Origin of the sequence: Micromonospora sp. NPDC005174, assembly GCF_040608495.1 — a bacterium.
Lineage (GTDB): Bacteria > Actinomycetota > Actinomycetes > Mycobacteriales > Micromonosporaceae > Micromonospora.
The window spans coordinates 51,524-69,524 of the sequence record NZ_JBEXIJ010000013.1; the positions used below are offsets into that span (position 1 = coordinate 51,524).

Here is an 18,001-nt window from a genome sequence, read left to right on the forward strand (position 1 = left end):
CCATGCGCCGAGACACCCCTACTCCAGGAATCCCGAGTGGATCGAGCGCACTCCCCGCGCCGATCTTGCAGTTTGGGTTGTCTGTTCGCGAGAAAAGTCGCCTTTGTCGCCGCAGAAACTGCAAGATCGCGGGGGCGGGGGCGGGGGCGGGGGCGGGTGCGGGTGCGGGGTGCGGGGGTGGGGGCGGGTGCGGGGGTGGGGGTGCGGGGTGCGGGGAGGTAGGGGGTTAGAGGCGCAGGGACTCTGGGGTGTGTAGGCGGAGCATGGTGGCGGCTACGTCTGCTGGTGCGCGACGGCGGGTCGCCATCGACACGACGACCATCACGGTGAACGCCAGTGGCACCGTCCAGGCGGCCGGTTGTGCGGTGAGGGTGGCGGGCCAACCCGACAGCGGCGGGCCGAGGACGGTCACCAGCACCGCGCCGATCGCCGCCCCGCCGCCGACCAGCACCCCGGCTGCCGCGCCCAGGTCGGTCAGCCCTCGCCACCAGATGCCGAGCACCAGCAGCGGGCAGAAGCTCGACGCGGCGACGGCGAAGGCCAACCCGACCACCTGTGAGACGTCCAGGCCGGAGACGTGCAGGGCCAGCACCGCCGGTACACCTCCGGCGATGACGGTCGCCAACCGGAAGCCGCGCACCGAGCCACGGCCGAGGACGTCCGTCGAGATCACCCCTGCGACGCTGGTCAGCAGGCCCGACGAGGTGGAGAGGAAGGCCGCGAACGCTCCCGCCGCGACCAGTGCGGCGAGCAGCCGCCCGGCCAGCCCGTCGCCGAGGACCGCGCCGGGTAGCAGGACCACCACCGCGTCGGTCTGCCCGCTGACGAGCAGTTGCGGTGTGTAGATCCGGCCCAGCACCCCGTACAGGGTGGGCAGCAGGTAGAACGCACCGACCAGTGCCAGGACCACGAGCGTCGTCCGGCGCGCCGCCGCGCCGTCGGGGTTGGTGTAGAAGCGGACCAGCACGTGCGGCAGGCCCATCGTGCCCAGGAACGTGGCCAGGATCAGCGAGTACGTTCCGAACAGGCCCCGGTCGTCCGAGCCGGCGGCGCTGGGCAGCAGCCAGTCCGCCGCGTCGGTGGCCACCCCGGACACCTCCGGCACCGGGTCGCCGGCCGCGAAGGACAGTTCGTCGCCGGGGCGTACCTCACGGATGTCGCCATCGGCAAGGGTGAGGGTCGCGCGGTGCTCGACCACGACGGTGGTCGCGGTCCGGAACGTCGGCCCGTCCGGCGGCGTCACCGCCGGGCGGGCATCGGCCTGCCACTGCAGCGCCAGGAAGATCACGGGTACGGCGAGAGCGGTCAACTTGAGCCAGTACTGGAACGCCTGGACGAAGGTGATGGCCCGCATCCCGCCCAACGCCACGTTGGCGGTGACCACGGCCGCGACCAGAAGGGCACCCACGGGGTACGGGGAGCCGGCGACCGTGGCGAGGGTGAGGCCGGCGCCCTGCAACTGCGGCACCAGGTAGAGCCAGCCGATGAAGATCACGAAGGTGGTGGCGAGGATGCGCAGGCGGCGGGACCCCAACCGCAACTCGCAGAAGTCGGGCAGTGTGAACGCGCCGGAGCGGCGCAGCGGCGCGGCCACGAACAGCAGCAGAGCCAGGTAGCCGGCGGCGAAGCCGACCGGATACCAGAGCACGTCCACGCCGTACTTGAGGACCAGGCCCGCGATGCCGAGGAAGCTCGCGGCCGACAGGTACTCCCCACCGATGGCGGCGGCGTTCCAGGTCGGACTGATCGCCCGCGAGGCGACCAGGAAGTCGGACGTCGTCCGGGCCAGCCGCAGCCCGTAGAAGCCGATGCCGACGGTGACCAGGGTGACCGCGACGATGGCCGGAACCACGTAGTCGTTGCCCACGTCAGTGCTCCGGCCGCTGCACCAGGTCGGTGAAGTCCTGCTCGTTGCGTTCGGCCAGCCGCACGTACGCCCAGCCCACCGCGATCAGGAACGGGAACGCGGCCACCCCGAGCAGCAGCCACGGCAGGTTGACGCCGGCCACCGTGGTCCGGCCGAGCGATGGTGCGATGGCGAACAGCCAGGGCAACCCGCCCAGCCCGATGACGACCACCAACGACAGCCGCAACGCCAGCGCGAGCTGGGCCCGGACCAGGCCACGGACCAGCGCCTCGCCGACCTGGGTCTGCTGGGCCAGCTCGGCGCGGGTCCGCTCGGCGCGGGTGTCCTGCCGCGTGATGTCGGCCAACACGATCCGCGCCCGCCGGGGCGGCGGGACCGCACCGCCCGACCCCACGTCAGGGAGTTGCTTGGCCACCCCGGCAGTCTTGCCCGCCTCGCGCGATTGTCAAGCGTCGCCGCTCACTGGTAGCGCAGGCCGAAGCAGTGCGACGCGGGGCCGGTCACCGGGATTCTGTCCAGCTCACGGCGGGCGCGCTCCCGTCCGACGTTCGTCGCCCACAGGCCGTCCCGGGGCAGGTCGGTCGCGAGCCGGTTCAGCGCGCAGATCCGTACCGGTTCGGGCAGCCGGGCCAGGGCCGGTACGGCGTCCGCCGACAGGTCGGCCACGTAGCCGACGTCCAACCGGCCGGTCTCCAGGTACCGGTCGACGTTCCGGTCGGCGATGAGTCGGTCCGGGTTGACCAGGGCCAACCCGAGCAGCGCCAGCACCGCCGTGCCGATCACCAGGCGGGGCAGCCAGGTGGCCCGTAGCCGTACCACCGCCACGCCGACCAGCACGAACAGCAGACCGAGCCACAGCTCGACGGTCGCCACGACGAGCCGCAGTCGGGTGGCGCCGTACGCGTCGGCATAGACCTGCATCCGGTACAGCGCCGAGGCCACGATCACCAGGCTGAGCGCGGTGAGCGCCCCGAGCAGCGCGCGGACCAGCAGTCGGTCGGTACGCGTGGCCTTCGGTGCACGACGGGCGGCGACGGCGATCACCAGCAGGGTGAGCCCGGTGACGGCGAGCAGTTGCCAGAACCCGCTCCGCGCGTACTGCGCGTAGGTGAGCCCCGACGTGCGCAGCACGTGTCCCGCGCCGCCGAACAGCACTGTCAACTGGACCAGTACGAAAGCGGCGAACAGGGCGTCGAGCAGCACCAGCGGAAGGGTCCACTCCAGCCGGTGAGCCGGACGGGACGGTCCCGGCCGCAGCCCTTCCAGGTCGGGCGGCCGACTGACCAGGTACGCCGCGCCGAGCAGACCACCGCCGATCAGCAGCAGACGGAACATCCAACCGGTGACACCGGGCACCGAGATGTCGGGCAGCAGACCGGTGACCAGGTCGGCGAAGACCGCATCGGCCGACGAGAAGAGCAGTCCGAACAGCAGGAGCAGGCCGGCGGAGACGGTCAGGCTGGTCAGGACCCGTCCGACGCCGATGCCCGAGCCGGCCGGTCGGGTGTCGCGCAGCCCGCGTACCGCCCAGGGGAGTGCCCGTACCGTCGCGGCCGGCGGCAGCGTCGCCGCCAGCAGCATTCCGAGCGGGCTCCGCCCGCCGGTCACCGCGAGTGTGCCGGTGACCGCGGCGCCGAGTAGGCAGAGGACGAAGAGCCAGCCGGCCGCGCGGACCGTGCCCACGCCCACCAGGGCGACCGTCGCGGCAGCCCAGACGACCTGGGCCGCCCGCCCCGATGCCCCCGTGGCATCGGGACGGACGGTGGCCGCCGGAGTGGTCGCGGTGGGTGGAGTCGCCGGGGTGGGCGGCGCGGTCTGCGGCCGGGGTCGCACGACGGTGGCTGTGCCGAGCGCGGCGGTGGCGGCCAGCGCGGCCACCAGCCAACCGAGTCCGGGGCGAACCACCGTGAGCGTCGAGGCGCCGACGACGGCCGCCACCGTCAGGGCCGCCAGGGCCAGCGGACGCGCGGCCCCGGACGGGCCGGGCCAGCGCCGCGCGATCAGTGACGGTGGCCGGGGCACGACCGGTAGGGCAGCCATCGGCTGGGGCCACGCGGGCGTCGGTCGTCCCGCTGGCCCGGCGGGCGGCGGCGTCGCCGGACCGATGGTCGATGTCGCCGGGCCGGCGGTCGGCGGTGTCGCCGGGCCGATGGTCGATGTCGCCGGGCCGGCGGTCGGCGGTGTCGCCGGGCCGGTGGTCGCAGGCGGATTGCTGCCAGGGGTGGTCATGCGACCTCTCCTCGGTGTGGTCTGTCGTTCGGGATGGTGACCTGGATGCGGCAGCCCGGCCGGGGGCCCTTGACGGCGCGAACCGGGTCGAGGACCGCGATCCGACCGCCGTGCAGTTCGACGACCCAGCGGGCGATGGCCAGGCCGAGGCCGGTTCCACCGTCGGCTGCGCGGTCGCCACGGGTGAACCGCTCGAACACCCGGGACCGCTCGGCCGTCGGGATGCCCTGTCCCTCGTCGCTCACCTCGAAGTGGAGTTCGCCGACGTGCTCCTCGGCGCTCACCCGGACGGTGCCGCCGGCTGGGCTGTGCCGCGCCGCGTTGTCGAGCAGGTTCGTGAACACCTGGTGCAGCCGCCACGGGTCCGCGTGCACGGTCAACGGCGTCGCCAACTCGCGGAGCCGGAAGTCGACGTCCAGCCCGGCGCCGGCCGCGCTCGCGGTGGCGTGCTCCACCGCCTCGTCGAGAAAGTCCCCCACGTCGATCTGGACCCGGCGCAGCGGCACCACCCCGGCGTCGAGGCGGGACAGGTCGAGCAGGTCGGCGACGAGATGTCCGAGCCGCTCGGTCTGGGACAGCGCCGCGCGCAGGGCCGCCGGTTCCGGCTCGGCCACCCCGTCCACCATGTTCTCCAGGACGCCCTGCAAGGCAGTGATCGGCGTGCGCAGCTCGTGGGAGACGTTGGCGATCAGCTCACGCCGTCGCTGGTCCGCCGCGTGCAGGTCCTCGGCCATCTTGTTGAACGCCTGGGCCAGCTCGCCCACCTCGTCGCGGGAGGTGGCGCGTACCCGACGGGTGTAGTCGCCGCGGGCCATCACCCCGGCGGCGGCCGTCATCTCGCGCAGCGGCGAGGTCATCCCGTGGGCGAGCACCTGCGAGGTGACCAGCGCGATGCAGATGGCGGTGATCGCCGTGCCCGGTGGGAGCCAGCCGATGCCGTACCAGAAGTAGCCGATGGCCACGGCCCAGGAGGCGACCAGCAGCACGCCGAGCTTCATCTTTATCGAGCGGACCGGATCGAGAGGACGGGGAAGCACCCGCTCCAGCCAGTCCACGAGCCGGCCGGTCACGCGGGCACCTCCAGGGCGTACCCGACGCCGTGGACGGTCCGGATCAGGTCGGCGCCGAGCTTTCGGCGCAGCGCCTTGACGTGGCTGTCCACGGTGCGGGTGCCGGTGCCCTCGGCCCAACCCCACACGTCGGCGAGCAGCCGCTCCCGGGGGAGGACCGTGCGGGGTCGCCCGGCAAGGTGCAGCAGGAGGTCGAACTCCGTGGGCGTGAGGTGCACGTCAGCACCGGCGCGGCGAACCCGCCGCTCGGCTTCGTTGATCTCGATGTCACCGAGGCGGATGGCGGGTGGCGCGGGGGTCGCGGCCCGTTCCATGCGGCGCAGCAGCACGTGTACGCGGGCAGCCAGCTCGCGCATCGAGAACGGCTTGGTGAGGTAGTCGTCCGCGCCGACCGCGAGCCCGACCAGCAGATCCGTCTCGTCGTCGCGGGCCGTGAGCATCAGCACCGGAACTGGCCGGACCGCCTGGATACGCCGGCACACCTCCAGGCCGTCGAAGCCGGGCAGCATCACGTCGAGGACGACGAGATCCGGCTGTCCGGCCCGGAACCGTTCGACGGCGCTGGGGCCGTCCGCGGCGATCTCCACGAGGAAGCCCTCGGCGCGGAGTCGGGCGGCGACCGACTCCGCGATGGTGCGTTCGTCCTCGACGACCAGGACGCGGCGTTCTTTCATGGGGTCTGACTGTAGGGAGCCACCGTGGAGATCAGTGGGTGGCATTGTGAATAACCTGTGGAGAACCGATCAGCCCTGTGGATAACTCGGGGGTGCTGCCGGTAGGCCTCTTTCGGCCGGTCCCCGGGTCAGTCCAGTCCGACGCGTTCCGGGCGGGCCGAGGCGGAGCCGAGCCAGGTGTGCGGGTTGCCGTACCAGCACCAGCCCAGCTTCGGCGCGCCCTGGCTGATCCACAGTGCCGGCACCCGCTTGTCACCGCACCGCGAGCCGACCAGGGAGAAGCACCTGTTGCTGGCCAGTGCATCCGGGTACAGCGTGATGAAGGCGAGCCCCTCGTCGATGGTGAGCGGAAGTCGACCCTGGGCGGTCATGCCCTCCATCGCCGCGGCCGGGGCGAGGTTGCGGAACTCCTCGCCACGGTCGACGTCGAAGAGGAGGTACACCGGCCCGGCGGGCACCTCCAACTCCTTGATGGGGTCGAAGCGCGGCAGGTCGCCCTCAGCGTAGTGGCGGTCGAGGAAGCCGGGCTTGCGCTTGCCGGCCAGGGTGGTGAGTTCGAGTCGGGGCTCCACGCCGATCAGGTCCCGAGTGACGACCAGCAGGAAGGGCACCCGGGCGTCGGTGGGCGCAGGCAGGCCGGAGGCGCCGTCGACCGCTCGGGATCGCAGCGGGGCGGCCAGGTCGCGCAAGGCGCTCTCGGGCACGCCGGCCAGGGCCGGGTAGCCCAGTTGCACCAGGCGGTCGAGTTGGCGGTCGAACTCGGTCTCGGCGTCGAACGGAGTTGCGGTCACGGAGCGGCCTCCCGAATGTCGTATCAACTATCGTACAGCGTACGGGAAGGGTGGGAGTATTCCCGCCTCAGCGACTCCAGTCCTGCTTCGCCGCCCTGACCAGCTTGTCCTTCAGCTCCCGGGTGTGCCGCCGACTCACCGGCAGCTCGGTGGAGTCGACCACCACCACGTAGCCGGAGTTGACCAGGCGCAGCTCTGCGATCAACTTCAACTGCACCAGGTACGACCGGTGCACCCGCACGAAGCCGGCATCCGCCCACCGCTCGGCGAGCGTGGCCAGTGAGACCCGCACCAGGTGCGACCCCTCGGCGGTGTGCAGCCGGGCGTAGTCACCCTGCGCCTCCACCCACCGCACCGCCGAGCGGGGCAGCATCCGGGTCGTACCGGCCAGCTCGATCGGAATGGTCGGGTCCTCCTCGGCCCGGGCCAGTGCCGCCGGATGCGACGGCACCACCCGCGACCCGATCACCCGCCGCAACGACTCGGCCAGCCGCTCGGCGCGTACCGGTTTGCGCACGTAGTCCGTGGCGCCCAGGTCGAAGGCGTCCACCGCGCCATCGTCGTACGCGGTGACGAAGACGATCGCCGGCGGCCGAGCGAACCGTCGCAGCACCCGTGCCAGCTCCATGCCGTCCAGGCCGGGCATCCGGATATCCAGGAAGACCACGTCCACGTCACCGTCGCGGAGCAGTCGCAGCGCCTCGGTGGCGTCCCCGGCGGTGTGCAGGCGGGCCACCCGGGGATCGGCCCGCAGGTGGTACGCCAACTCGTCGAGCGCGGGCGGCTCGTCGTCCACCGCCAGCACCCGGAGGAACCCGGTAGTCACGAACCGGCCCGTACGCCCGGGTGGAACTTCGGCACCCGCACGCTCACCCGCGTGCCGGACCCCAGCCCGGTCTCCACGACCAGACCGAACCGGTCACCGAAGACCGAGCGCAGCCGCTCGTCGACGTTCGAGAGGCCGACGTGCTGGCCCGTGTCGTCACCCGGGTCGCCGGTGCTGCGGGCCAGCTCGGCGATGCCGGCGGTCAGCGCGGTCGGATCCATACCCACCCCGTCGTCCTCCACCGTGATGTGGCATTCGGCGCCCGCGTCCCGGGCCTCGATGCTCACCATGCCCGTGCCCGGCTTGCGGGACAACCCGTGCCGGACGGCGTTCTCCACCAACGGCTGGAGACACAGGAACGGCAGTGTCACCGGCAGTACCTCCGGCGCGATCTGCAACCGCACCTGCAACCGGTCGCCGAAGCGGGCCCGCTCGATCGTCAGATACCGGTCGATCGACCGCAGCTCCTCGGCGAGGGTGGTGAACTCCCCGTGCGCCCGGAACGAGTACCTCGTGAACTCCGCGAACTCCAGGATCAACTCCCGGGCGCGCTCCGGATCGGTGCGGACGAACGAGCCGATCGCGGTCAACGCGTTGTAGATGAAGTGCGGGCTGATCTGTGCCCGCAACGCCCGGATCTCAGCCCGAGCCAGCCGCTCCCGGGAGGAGTCCAGCTCAGCCAGGGCGAGCTGGTTGCCGGCCCAGTGCGCGGTCTCCAGGGTCGCCTGCACCAGCCCCGGCTCCGGCGCGTTGTCGGCGATCGCCACCAGCGCCCCGACCACCCGGGCGTCAGCGCCGTGCAGGGGCGCGACCACCGCACCCCGGACGGGGCAGTCCACCCGATCGCAGCGCAGGTCGGACTCCCCGAGCACAGTCGAACGCCCAGAGGTGATGGATCGCTGGGCCGCCGCCAGCAGTTGCTCGCCGTGGTGCGTGCCGCGTCCGTCGAGGGCGAGCACCTCGTCGGCGTCCGTGAGCGCCAGCCCGACCGCACCCACCAGGGCCCGCAGATGGCGTACGGCCTTCGCCGCCCCCGCCGCGCTCAGTCCCGCCCGAAGCGGCTCGGCGGCCAGGCCGGCGGTGTGCAGCACCTCGTAGGTGGCCCGCTGGGTGGCGGTGGCGATGCCGCGCCGGGCGCGTAGTCGCAGCACCGCCAGCAGGGCCGCGGTCAGCGCGGTGACCAGCGAGACGACGCCGATGACGGCGGAGAGGTTGCCACCCACGCAGCGATCCTGACGGCTCGCCGCGTTCCGCGCTAGTACGCGCCCTTGCGGGCGAGCACCACACCGACGGTGCGCCACAGGATGCTCAGGTCGTACGCCAGCGACCAGTTGTCGACGTAGTAGAGGTCCAGCCGGACCGCTTCGTCCCACGACAGGTCGGAGCGGCCGGAGACCTGCCACAGCCCGGTCATGCCCGGACGCACCAGCAGGCGGCGTCGTACGTCGCCCAGGAAGTCGCCGTCGTCGGCCGGCAGCGGGCGTGGCCCGACCAGCGACATCTCACCCCAGAGCACGTTGATCAACTGCGGCAGCTCGTCCAGCGACGAGGCCCGCAGGAAGCGACCCACCGGAAAGACCCGGGGATCCTGCTTCATCTTGAACAGCATGCCGTCGGTCTCGTTCTGGTCGGTGAGGCTGGCCAGCCGGTCCTCGGCGTCGACGTACATCGTCCGGAACTTCCACACCCGGAACGTGCGCCCCTCGTGCCCCACCCGAGGCTGGCGGAAGAAGACCGGCCCGGGGTCGGAGATCCGGATCGCCACCGCGATCGAGATGAAGAGCGGGACCAGCAGCAGCAGGCCGAGGCCGGCGGCGACCCGGTCCATCAGGTTCTTGGCCAGCAGCGCCGGCCCGGAGAGCGTCGGCTCCTCGACGTGCAGCAGCGGCAGACCCTCGATCGGCCGGATGTGCACGCGCGGGCCGGCGATGTCGGTCAGCTGCGGGGCGACCACCAGATCAACCCCGGAGCCTTCGAGCTGCCAGGCCAGTCGGCGCAGCTCACCGGGCTCCGCGCTGGCCGACCCACAGACCGCGATGGTGTCCCCACCGACCTCACGGACCAGGGCCAGGACGTCGCGGCCGGCATGCACCGGCACCGGCGTGGGCACCCCGCGGGCCGCCGCGTAACCGTCGGTGATGTGGATGGCGACCGGCATCAGCCCGGCGGCGGGACTACGGGTGACCGCCGCGTAGACCTCCAGGCACTCCGGCAGGGTGCCGACCAGCACCATCCGGTGCGCGGCCTGACCGGCGCGCCGACGGATGTAGTGCAGCGCCCAGCGGGCCACGAATCGGCCCCACAGGATCAGGAGCAGCGCTCCGAGCAACGCCGTGCCGACCGTCCACCGCGACAGCGCGGTCTTGGTGGCGAAGGCGAGGAAGGAGACGCTGGCCGCGACCGTGACGGCGGCCCGGATCACCCGCTTGAACTCGTCCGGGCCGAGCCCCAGATAGCGCCGGTCGTACGCCCGGTTGCTCCAGAGGATGACCATCCAGCCGAGGGGGAGCAGCAGGTAGGAGATGGTGTGGAACCAGGTCGGGTCCTGGTTGGTGCCGGAGAAACCGGAGGCGGCCTGGTCGAAGAGTTGGATCGCGATCCAACTGGCGAACGCCGCCGCGCCGAAGTCGAGGAGCAGCAGGATCGCGGTGTAGGGGCGGTGCCACCGGGAGACGCGGCGTCGCGCCCTGGCCCACGCCGACCGAGGGACGCCGTTGTGTGACGGCGGCGTCGGCGGCTGGATCTCGAAGCTGTCGACGTGCCGCACGAGTCTGCTCCGGCCTTCGTTGGATACCGGGCGCTGGAGGCTTGCCGTCACCTCACCCATGTCCTCCCGCATGACACGTGCCACTCACTCGCAGTGAGGGGCCGGGTCGCCCACCGTCCCAGTCTCCCACGCGGGTCCCCACCGGTCGCCGCCCCGCAGGAGATTGGCGACCGCTGGTGTCGGCGGGATCTGGCCGGCTCCGCACCATTTCAGAAGCCGGGGACCGGGCCACTATACCGATGGATGTGCGTGTGGCGAGAACGGTGGACGGGAGGTTCGACTCACTCGGGTCGATTCCGCTCCGTAGTCGCCATGTGGGGTTACTCACCGTACGAGACGGGACAACCGTCGGTCAGCAAGCGGCTTGCCGCCCGTCTGACACGTCGCGCAGTACTGCAGGCTCGAGTCGGCGAACGAGACCTCTCGGACGGTGTCCCCACAGACCGGGCAGGGCAGCCCGGTGCGGGCGTGCACCTTCAGCCCGGACCGCTTCTCCCCCTTCAGTTCCGCCGCGCGCTGACCGAGGGACCGCTGAACCGCGTCGCCGAGCACCTGGCGGGTCGCCGCGTGCAGGGTGGCGAACTGGGCGTCCGTGAGCCGGTCGGTGATCGCGAACGGAGAGAGCTTCGCGGTGTGCAGGATCTCGTCGGAGTACGCGTTGCCCACCCCGGACAGCACCGACTGGTCGGTCAACACCCCCTTGACCTGCCCGCGCCGGCTGCGCAGCCGCTCGACGAAGGTGGGCAGGTCGGCGGCGAGCGCGTCCGGGCCCAGCTTGGCCACCCCGGGCACTGTCGCCGGATCGGTGACCAGATATGCGGCCAGCTTCTTCTGCGTACCGGCCTCGGTGAGGTCGAAGCCGGAGCCGTCGTCGAGCCGGACCCGGACGGCGATCGGACCCTTGCCCGGGCGCAGCGGCGTTGAGGACGGGAACGCCTCCCGGTAGTGCAGCCAGCCCGCGCGCGCCAGGTGCACCACGAGATGCAGGTCACCCTCGATGACGACATCGAGGAACTTGCCGTGCCGACGGGCGTCGACCACCGTCCGCCCGGCGACCGCGGAGGGTGCCGGGTCGTACGTCTTCAGGGCGCTGATCGCGGCGATCTCCAGCCGGTCGACACGCCGCCCCACCGCGCGCTGCCGCAGGTAACCCGCGAGCGCTTCAACCTCCGGTAGTTCGGGCACCAGCCAACGGTAGCCTTCTTTCCCGTGAGAATCGTGGTGGCGCACAACCGGTACCGGGAAGCCCAGCCCTCCGGTGAGAACACGATCGTCGACTCGGAGATCGCCCAGCTCACGGCCGCTGGGGTCGAGGTGCTGCCCTTCATCCGCAGCTCGGACGAGATCCCGTCGATGTCGAAGGCCGCCAAGGCGCTGCTGCCGATCTCACCGATCTGGGCGCCTCGTGCCCAGCAGGACCTGGGCCGGCTGCTCACCGAGCACCGGCCGGACGTTCTGCACCTGCACAACCCGTACCCCCTGATCTCGCCCTGGGTGGTGCGGACCGCGCACCGGCACGGTGTGCCGGTGGTGCAGACGGTGCACAACTACCGGCAGGTCTGCTCCTCGGGGATCTACTTCCGGGACGGCGTGATCTGTCAGGACTGCAAGGGTCGGGCGCTGGGCGTGCCAGCGATCAGGCACCGGTGCTACCGCGACTCGGCGGCGCAGAGCGCGCTGATGGCGACCACCCTGGCCGTGCACCGGGGCACCTGGCGGTCGGTGGACCGGTACGTCGCGCTCACCTCGGCGATCGCCGACCACCTCCACGACTACGGCATTCCGGACGAACGCATCGTGGTAAAGCCGAACTCCGTACCCGATCCGGGTCGGCCCGCGCCGCTCGGTGACGGCTTCCTCTACATGGCCCGGCTCTCGCCCGAGAAGGGTGTCGACCTGCTGCTGGATGCCTGGCGTCGCCATCCGGTGGGCACCCTGGGCACGCTGCGCGTGGCCGGAGACGGTGAGCTGCGCCCGCTGGTCGAGGCCGCCGCCGCCGAGCGACCCGACGTGCTCTACCTCGGTCAGCTCGACCGTGCCGGGGTACGCGCCGCGGTCGAGGCGAGCGCGGTGGTGATCGCGGCCTCGATGTGGCACGACGTGCTGCCCACCGTGATCATCGAGGCGTTGGCCAGCGGTCGGCCGGTGCTCGGCACCGCGTTGGGCGGCATCCCGTACCTCGTGGGTGCGGACGCCCCGCACGAGCCCGCCGGCACCGGCCCGGCCGAGACCGCTTCCGCCGTCGCCGGGCAGGGGCCGATACCGCTGCCAACCGGCGTGGTCACCGGCACCGCTGGCTGGGTGGTGCCGCCGGAGCCGGCGGCGCTGGCCGCTGCGCTCCCGGTCGCGCGGGCCGGTGCCGCCGCGCTCTCCGCGCGGGCCCGCCTGCGGTACGAGCAGACCTTCCACCCCGACGTGGTCACGAAGCGCCTCCTCGGCGTCTATGCCGGGCTTTCCCCCGTTGCCTGATCTTGCGCTTCGCGGGGATCAGCGGCGGCGAAGATGACGTTTCGGGCGGCGATCGACACCGGGCAGTGCCTGGTCCGACAAACCCGACAGCTCCGGCCCAGGGCATTGGCTCAATTGCCAACGGTCCTGGGCCGGAATCAGGGTACGACCGCACAGGGCCGTGTCACTCGCAGGTGGACTGCTTCGGGTCGCACGAGAGAGCAGCGGCGGAGGCCATGTCATTCATGTCCACAAAGGTCCCCCCCGAATGCGGCCGGAGGTAGACGTACTTCCCCGGGGAAGCACCGCCGACGTTCTCGTACACGGACAGGTAGAAGTCGGTATCGTTCACCACGGACGAGGCAGAGTCATTCAGATTCTTACCGTTGGTGTACAGCAACTTCCTGAAGTCCAAGACCGCATTGGGATAACCGCCCCCACGGCGCGGGCTGAGCGTGGCGAGGACCGCCACACTGCCTGTTCCGCCGTTGTGCTCGTAGAAGCAGACCTCGCCACGTTGGCACTGGTACGCCGCCTGAGCGGGCGCAGCGGCCACCAATGTGCCGGCAGTAGCCACCACCGCCGCGACAAGGCTCCCCAGGACTCGGTTCCGCTTCATCAAATCCTCCTGTGATTCTCGACAGCTCACACACGTGCAGCTGCCACTCAAAGATGAAGCATCCCGGTAGATAGATTCTGTAGCATTTCTTGATCCACTTAGGACAGAGTCGCGTCGTGGCCGCGGTCGGCCCGACGTACCGCCGGCCGGACGTCTCCTGTCACCGGCAAGCGGGTGTTCGATCCTGGTGGACACCGTGTCCACCGTCGCGCCACAGGGTTCTCACAGGGAGGCGCGGGCGGAGAAGGCGATGCTGGCGAGCAGGAAACCGCCGTTGACAATGGTGAACGCGACCAGCACCCAGAGGACGAGCGCGGGGGCCACGGCCAGCACCAGGGCGGCCACGAAGACGACCGCGCCGTAGTCGCGGACCAGCTTCACGAGGCGTACGGGCAGCGAGGTCGAGGTGACCATGCTGGCGGCGTTCGGACCGGCCTGCATGACCGAGGTGACCAGGTTGACCATCCAGGTACCCGCGAAGGTGGCCACCAGCCAGGTCGGGGTGGACGGCTCCTGCGCTACGGCGGTGGCGGCGAGCGCCGCCACCAGGGCGATCTGCGCGGCCACGTCGCAGAGGATGTCGATCCGCGCGCCGGCCGGGCTGCCCTGGCCGGTGACCCGGGCGAGCTGCCCGTCGGCGCAGTCCAGGGAGTACGCGACCTGCCAACCGACGAGCGCGATCAGGCCGACCACCCAGGCCGGTACGTCCCCGGCGGCGACCGGCCCGGCCAGCGCGACCACGGAGATCGATGTGGCCAGCCCGAGCACCAGGTTGGTGAGGGTCAGCGCGGTCGGGCGCAGCCCGAGGCGTTGCGCGACCAGCGCGAAGACCGCGCCGAGCCACTGGCTGATCGACTCGCTGAACAGGCCGCCGCCCCGGTTGACGCGGTGGAAGTCGGCGATGGTGGGACGGGGGTCAGCCAAGCTGGTCGCGGATTGCACCGGCGTAGTCTGCCAGCCGCTCCCGCGTCTCGGTAGGCGACAGGGCGAGGTGCTCGAGGATCGTGTAGCGGTCCGGGCGGGTACGCGGCGCGAACTGCACCGCCTCGACGAACTGGTCGTCGGTGAGCGCCACCTCGGCGGGAAGCCGAGGCAGGCCGTGCCGGGCCAGACAGGCGGACATCTCGGCGAAGCGGCGCAGGTCACCGCGCAGCCAGGTACAGAACAGCGCACCCAACCCGGCCAGTTCGCCGTGCGAGGCGGTGCCCGGGAAGAGCGAGTCGACCGCGTGCATGATCTCGTGGCAGCCGCCGCTGCACGGCCGGCTGGTGCCGTCGACGGCCATCGCCAGGCCGCTGGAGATCAACGCCTCGGCGAGGACGGTGACGAACGCGTCGTCGCTCATGTCGCCGGGGTGGTGGAGCACCGCCTCGGCGCCCGCTCGGGAGAGCGAGGCGGCCAGCCCGTCCACCGGCTCACCGCGTACCTGCCGAGACAGCTCCCAGTCGGCGAGCGCGCTGATGTTGCTGATCACGTCGCCGATGCCGGCCCGGTTGTGGCGATCCGGACCGCTCTCGACGAAGTCGAGGTCGACGATCACCGCGATCGGGATGTGCACCCCGTAGGAGCCCTTGATCCCGTCGGTGATGAGGCTGGCGACCGGGGAGCCGATCCCGTCGTTGGCGAGGCTTGTCGCCACCGACACCATCGGCAGCCCTCGTCGGGTGGCCGCGTACTTGGCGACGTCGATGGTCTTGCCGCCGCCGATGCCGACGACGGCGTCGTACGAGCGGGCCCGGAGCTTGCCGCCGAGATCGTCGGCGGCGTCCAGGGTCGCCCCGGCGACGGTGAACACGTCGGCGGACCGCAGGGACGGCCGGATCAGGTCCGCGATCTGGGCACCCTGACCGGGGCCGACCACCACCGCCACGTCGCCCCCGGCGGAGATCCGCCCGTCGGCCAGGATCGCGGCCAGGTCGGCGACCGCCCCGCGTCGCACGTCGATGTGCAGTGGGGTGAGGACGCTCCGCGCTAGTAGCGGCACGCGATCTCCCGCGCGCGGGCCAGGTCGGCGTGGTTGTCGACCTCGACCCACGGGACGTCGCCGATCGGCGCGGCCCGCACCTCCCCGCCCCGGTCGGCGAACTCCTGGTAACCGTCCTCGTAGTAGAGGTTCGGGTCCCGCCGCCAGGTCGCCTCCAGCGCGTCGGCGAGGGCGCCGGCGACCTGCGGCTCGATGAGCGTCGCGCCGATGTACTCCCCGTACGCCTCGCCCGGGTCCATGATCTTGGTGATGCGGGTGAGCTGGCCGGCGGCGTCGAAGGTGGTCTTCATCTCCTCCTCGGCCAGCGCCTTGAGGGTGTCAACCGCGAGCAGGATGCCCGGGCCGCGCTCGGCGAGCAGGGTCTTCTCGATGCTCACCGGGTGCACGGTGTCGCCGTTGACCAGCAGCACCCCCCGGGCGAAGTACTCCCGGGCCAGCCAGAGCGAGTAGGCGTTGTTCCACTCCTCGGCCTTGTCGTTGTGCACCAGGGTGAGCGTGACCCCGTACTTCTTCTCCAGGTCGGCCTGGCGGGAGACGACCGCGTCCGCCGCGTAGCCGACCACGATCACGATGTCGGTGAGCCCGACCTCGGCGAGGTTGCCCAGCGCGATGTCCAGGATCGTGGTCTCGCCGTCCACCGGCACCAACGCCTTGGGCAGGGTGTCGGTGTACGGGCGCAGCCGGCGCCCTGCTCCGGCCGCGAGCACCATTCCGATCATCGCGAGATCCTCCCTCGTCCTGCTCCTGTCACCGGTGGAGGATAGCCCCGGGCGGGCCGGCGACTCCGGCCAACCGGTCAGCCCGGTAGGGCCGCCAGGTCGGCCAGCATGGTCAACCGCTCCTCGGCGGAGAGCACGGCGTACGGGCCGGCGGCCCGACGGTCGGTCTCCAGCTCGATGGCGAGCCGCTCGGGGCCGGCGGGCAGGGCGGTGACGCTCGACCCGGTGTGTCCGGCGGCCGTCCAGGCGGCGGCGTGCGCGTCGGCACGGTGGTAGCGCAGCGTGCCGAGCCGGTTGAGCAGCAACACACCGGGCGGGATGCCGTCGGGCTCGTGCGGGGGCGCCATCGCGGTGAACGCCGGCCAGTCCCGGTCGTCGTCGGCGTCGACGAGCACCAGGGCGTACGTCAGCAGCCGGCCGAGGGCCGCGACGAGCCGCGCGACCCGTTCGTCGTGCCCCGCCCACAGCTCCTCGGTGACCTCGGCGTGCACCTGGTACAGCTCGCCGAGGAAGGTGGTGCCGCGCTCGGTGGCGGACAGTCGTCCGTCCGGGCGGCGGTGGATCGTGCCATACGCGACCTGCTTGTCCACCGTGCGACGGGTGACGACGGGGTCGCGGTAGCGCGTGATGGCGGCGAATCCGGGCTCGTCGACGGCACCGCCCGGCGCTGCCAGGCGGGTCCGCAGCTCGACCAGGAGACCCGTGGCGGCCGGTCCGCCGTACCGCTGGCTCAGCTCGGCGCCACCCCAGTCGTGGCCGGCGAGCATGCCGGCCCGGAAGACCCGGTCCACGGCCGGGGCGAGCAGCCCGGCGATCCGGTGCGGCGCAAGCTCGACGGTGTTCACCGACCGATCGACCGCAACGCGCCGGCGCAGCGCAGGGGCTCGGTGATCACGCCTCGACAGTAGCGAGCGCCGCCGCATCCCGACGATGTCCGGTCTTGTCCTGGAAACATCCACGGACGACCATGTCCGTACCGAATGCCACGGTCCCAAAGGGGTGATGCGTGATGCAGGTACGGGAAGCAATGTCCAGCCAGGTCCTCGTCGTCGGTCCGGAGCACACGCTCCGTCAGGCGGCCCGGATGATGTCGGCCCGCGGTGTCGGGTCGGCGGTCGTGATCGATCCCGAGTCCGAGGGGGTCGGCATCATGACCGAACGCGACGTGTTGAAGGCCATCGGCGCGGGTCTCGACTGCGACACCGAACGCACCGGCGCCCACCTCACCTGGGACGTCGTCTACGCGGCGCCGGAGTGGACGGTCGCCGAGGCGGCCGCCGCGATGGCCCGGGGTGGTTTCCGGCACCTGGTGGTGCTCGACGGCGGCGAGGTGGCCGGAGTGATCTCGGTGCGGGACATCATGCGCGTCTGGGCGGAGAGCCAGGTGGCCGCCGCGACCTGACCCGCGCAGGTGTGCCGGGCCGGATCGAAGGGTAAGGATCCCTCACGGGCGCGGAGGTGCCGTGGCCCGTGAGGGAGGGCCCGATGCGTGACGCGGAGCGCCTGATCGAGCAGCAGTACGCGATGCTCCTGCGGCGGGACGTGGCCCGACTGCCGGACCTGTACGCCCCGGAGGCGTTCTACTCCATGCCGGGTGTCACGGTCCGACCGATCGAGCTGCCCGCGCTGCTGCGTACCTGGACGGGGGCCTTTCCGGATCTGCGCATCGACCCGCTGGGCGTGGTGCGTACGTCCGGTGGCGCGGCTGTGGAGCTGCGCCTCAGCGGCACCCACACCGGCACGTTGCACTCGCCGTACGGCACCGTCGCTCCGACCGGCCGGTCAGTGAGCTGGGAGATGGCCGACGTGGTCCGGGCGCGCCGGGGCAGGATCGTCGCCTGGCGCTCCTACTTCGACTGGAGTGCGCTCCTCGACTCGCTCGGCGTGCAGTTTGACGGTTTGTCCCGGGCGGCGCAGCACGACTCGCTCGCACTTCCGGTCTGATCTGCCGACGACCGGAGGGGGAACGTCACCCGTCCCGGTGGCTCAGGATGCGGACATCGCCGT

General features: G+C 71.7%; 18 protein-coding genes. 3 read left to right on the plus strand and 15 right to left on the minus strand.

Going from position 1 to position 18,001, the window contains the following annotated elements; translation table 11 throughout:
- Nucleotides 1-226: 226 nt before the first annotated feature.
- From ABZU91_RS16520 to ABZU91_RS16565, 10 genes are all read right to left on the minus strand, one after another.
- Nucleotides 227-1,867 carry a cation acetate symporter gene (locus tag ABZU91_RS16520; protein WP_355240430.1) on the minus strand — a complete coding sequence of 547 codons (1,641 nt, stop codon included), beginning with the start codon at nt 1,865-1,867 and terminating at the stop codon, nt 227-229.
- A 1-nt stretch (nt 1,868) separates the two neighbouring features.
- Nucleotides 1,869-2,282, minus strand: coding sequence for a hypothetical protein (locus ABZU91_RS16525; RefSeq protein ID WP_355240433.1), 414 nt, complete (start codon nt 2,280-2,282; stop codon nt 1,869-1,871).
- A 44-nt stretch (nt 2,283-2,326) separates the two neighbouring features.
- Nucleotides 2,327-4,096: a DUF4173 domain-containing protein gene (locus ABZU91_RS16530; protein ID WP_355240436.1), complete on the minus strand. Its 1,770-nt coding sequence runs from the start codon at nt 4,094-4,096 to the stop codon at nt 2,327-2,329.
- The gene (locus ABZU91_RS16535) at nt 4,093-5,094 is read right to left on the minus strand and encodes an ATP-binding protein (RefSeq protein WP_355240702.1); all 1,002 of its coding nucleotides are present in this window, start codon (nt 5,092-5,094) and stop codon (nt 4,093-4,095) included. The genes ABZU91_RS16530 and ABZU91_RS16535 overlap by 4 nt, the downstream gene beginning before the upstream one ends.
- A gap of 68 nt (nt 5,095-5,162) precedes the next feature.
- The gene (locus ABZU91_RS16540; RefSeq protein ID WP_355240438.1) at nt 5,163-5,840 is read right to left on the minus strand and encodes a response regulator transcription factor; all 678 of its coding nucleotides are present in this window, start codon (nt 5,838-5,840) and stop codon (nt 5,163-5,165) included.
- A 128-nt stretch (nt 5,841-5,968) separates the two neighbouring features.
- Nucleotides 5,969-6,631, minus strand: coding sequence for a DUF5701 family protein (locus ABZU91_RS16545; protein WP_355240441.1), 663 nt, complete (start codon nt 6,629-6,631; stop codon nt 5,969-5,971).
- A gap of 67 nt (nt 6,632-6,698) precedes the next feature.
- A complete protein-coding gene (locus ABZU91_RS16550; protein ID WP_053651534.1) occupies nt 6,699-7,457 on the minus strand; it encodes a LytTR family DNA-binding domain-containing protein in 759 nt (252 codons plus the stop codon).
- Nucleotides 7,454-8,680 (minus strand): histidine kinase, encoded by a 1,227-nt coding sequence (locus ABZU91_RS16555; RefSeq protein WP_355240445.1) that lies wholly within the window; start codon nt 8,678-8,680, stop codon nt 7,454-7,456. Before ABZU91_RS16555 ends, ABZU91_RS16550 begins: the two co-directional genes overlap by 4 nt.
- Nucleotides 8,681-8,712: 32 nt before the next feature.
- Nucleotides 8,713-10,284, minus strand: a complete 1,572-nt coding sequence (locus tag ABZU91_RS16560; protein ID WP_355240705.1) for a sugar transferase — start codon at nt 10,282-10,284, stop codon at nt 8,713-8,715.
- A 264-nt stretch (nt 10,285-10,548) separates the two neighbouring features.
- Nucleotides 10,549-11,409, minus strand: coding sequence for a DNA-formamidopyrimidine glycosylase family protein (locus tag ABZU91_RS16565; RefSeq protein WP_355240448.1), 861 nt, complete (start codon nt 11,407-11,409; stop codon nt 10,549-10,551).
- Nucleotides 11,410-11,433: 24 nt separating this feature from the next.
- Here ABZU91_RS16565 and ABZU91_RS16570 point away from each other — a divergent pair, with 24 nt between their 5' ends.
- A complete protein-coding gene (locus ABZU91_RS16570) occupies nt 11,434-12,693 on the plus strand; it encodes a glycosyltransferase (protein ID WP_355240451.1) in 1,260 nt (419 codons plus the stop codon).
- A gap of 163 nt (nt 12,694-12,856) precedes the next feature.
- On the opposite strand, the gene ABZU91_RS16575 is transcribed toward ABZU91_RS16570, so the two are convergent.
- From ABZU91_RS16575 to ABZU91_RS16595, 5 genes are all read right to left on the minus strand, one after another.
- Entirely contained in the window at nt 12,857-13,291 is a 435-nt protein-coding gene (locus ABZU91_RS16575) for a peptidase inhibitor family I36 protein (protein WP_355240454.1), read from the minus strand.
- Between the two features lie 222 nt (nt 13,292-13,513).
- On the minus strand, nt 13,514-14,233 hold the full coding sequence (locus tag ABZU91_RS16580; protein ID WP_355240457.1) for a CDP-alcohol phosphatidyltransferase family protein: 720 nt from the start codon (nt 14,231-14,233) through the stop codon (nt 13,514-13,516).
- Nucleotides 14,208-15,275 (minus strand): iron-containing alcohol dehydrogenase family protein, encoded by a 1,068-nt coding sequence (locus ABZU91_RS16585; protein ID WP_355240460.1) that lies wholly within the window; start codon nt 15,273-15,275, stop codon nt 14,208-14,210. The genes ABZU91_RS16580 and ABZU91_RS16585 overlap by 26 nt, the downstream gene beginning before the upstream one ends.
- Nucleotides 15,263-15,994 carry a phosphocholine cytidylyltransferase family protein gene (locus ABZU91_RS16590; protein WP_355240463.1) on the minus strand — a complete coding sequence of 244 codons (732 nt, stop codon included), beginning with the start codon at nt 15,992-15,994 and terminating at the stop codon, nt 15,263-15,265. The genes ABZU91_RS16585 and ABZU91_RS16590 overlap by 13 nt, the downstream gene beginning before the upstream one ends.
- 77 nt (nt 15,995-16,071) lie before the next feature.
- On the minus strand, nt 16,072-16,839 hold the full coding sequence (locus tag ABZU91_RS16595; protein ID WP_355240466.1) for a hypothetical protein: 768 nt from the start codon (nt 16,837-16,839) through the stop codon (nt 16,072-16,074).
- Nucleotides 16,840-17,003: 164 nt separating this feature from the next.
- Here ABZU91_RS16595 and ABZU91_RS16600 point away from each other — a divergent pair, with 164 nt between their 5' ends.
- Nucleotides 17,004-17,396: a CBS domain-containing protein gene (locus tag ABZU91_RS16600; RefSeq protein WP_355240708.1), complete on the plus strand. Its 393-nt coding sequence runs from the start codon at nt 17,004-17,006 to the stop codon at nt 17,394-17,396.
- An 83-nt stretch (nt 17,397-17,479) separates the two neighbouring features.
- Nucleotides 17,480-17,938 carry an ester cyclase gene (locus ABZU91_RS16605; protein ID WP_355240469.1) on the plus strand — a complete coding sequence of 153 codons (459 nt, stop codon included), beginning with the start codon at nt 17,480-17,482 and terminating at the stop codon, nt 17,936-17,938.
- Nucleotides 17,939-18,001 lie beyond the last annotated feature (63 nt).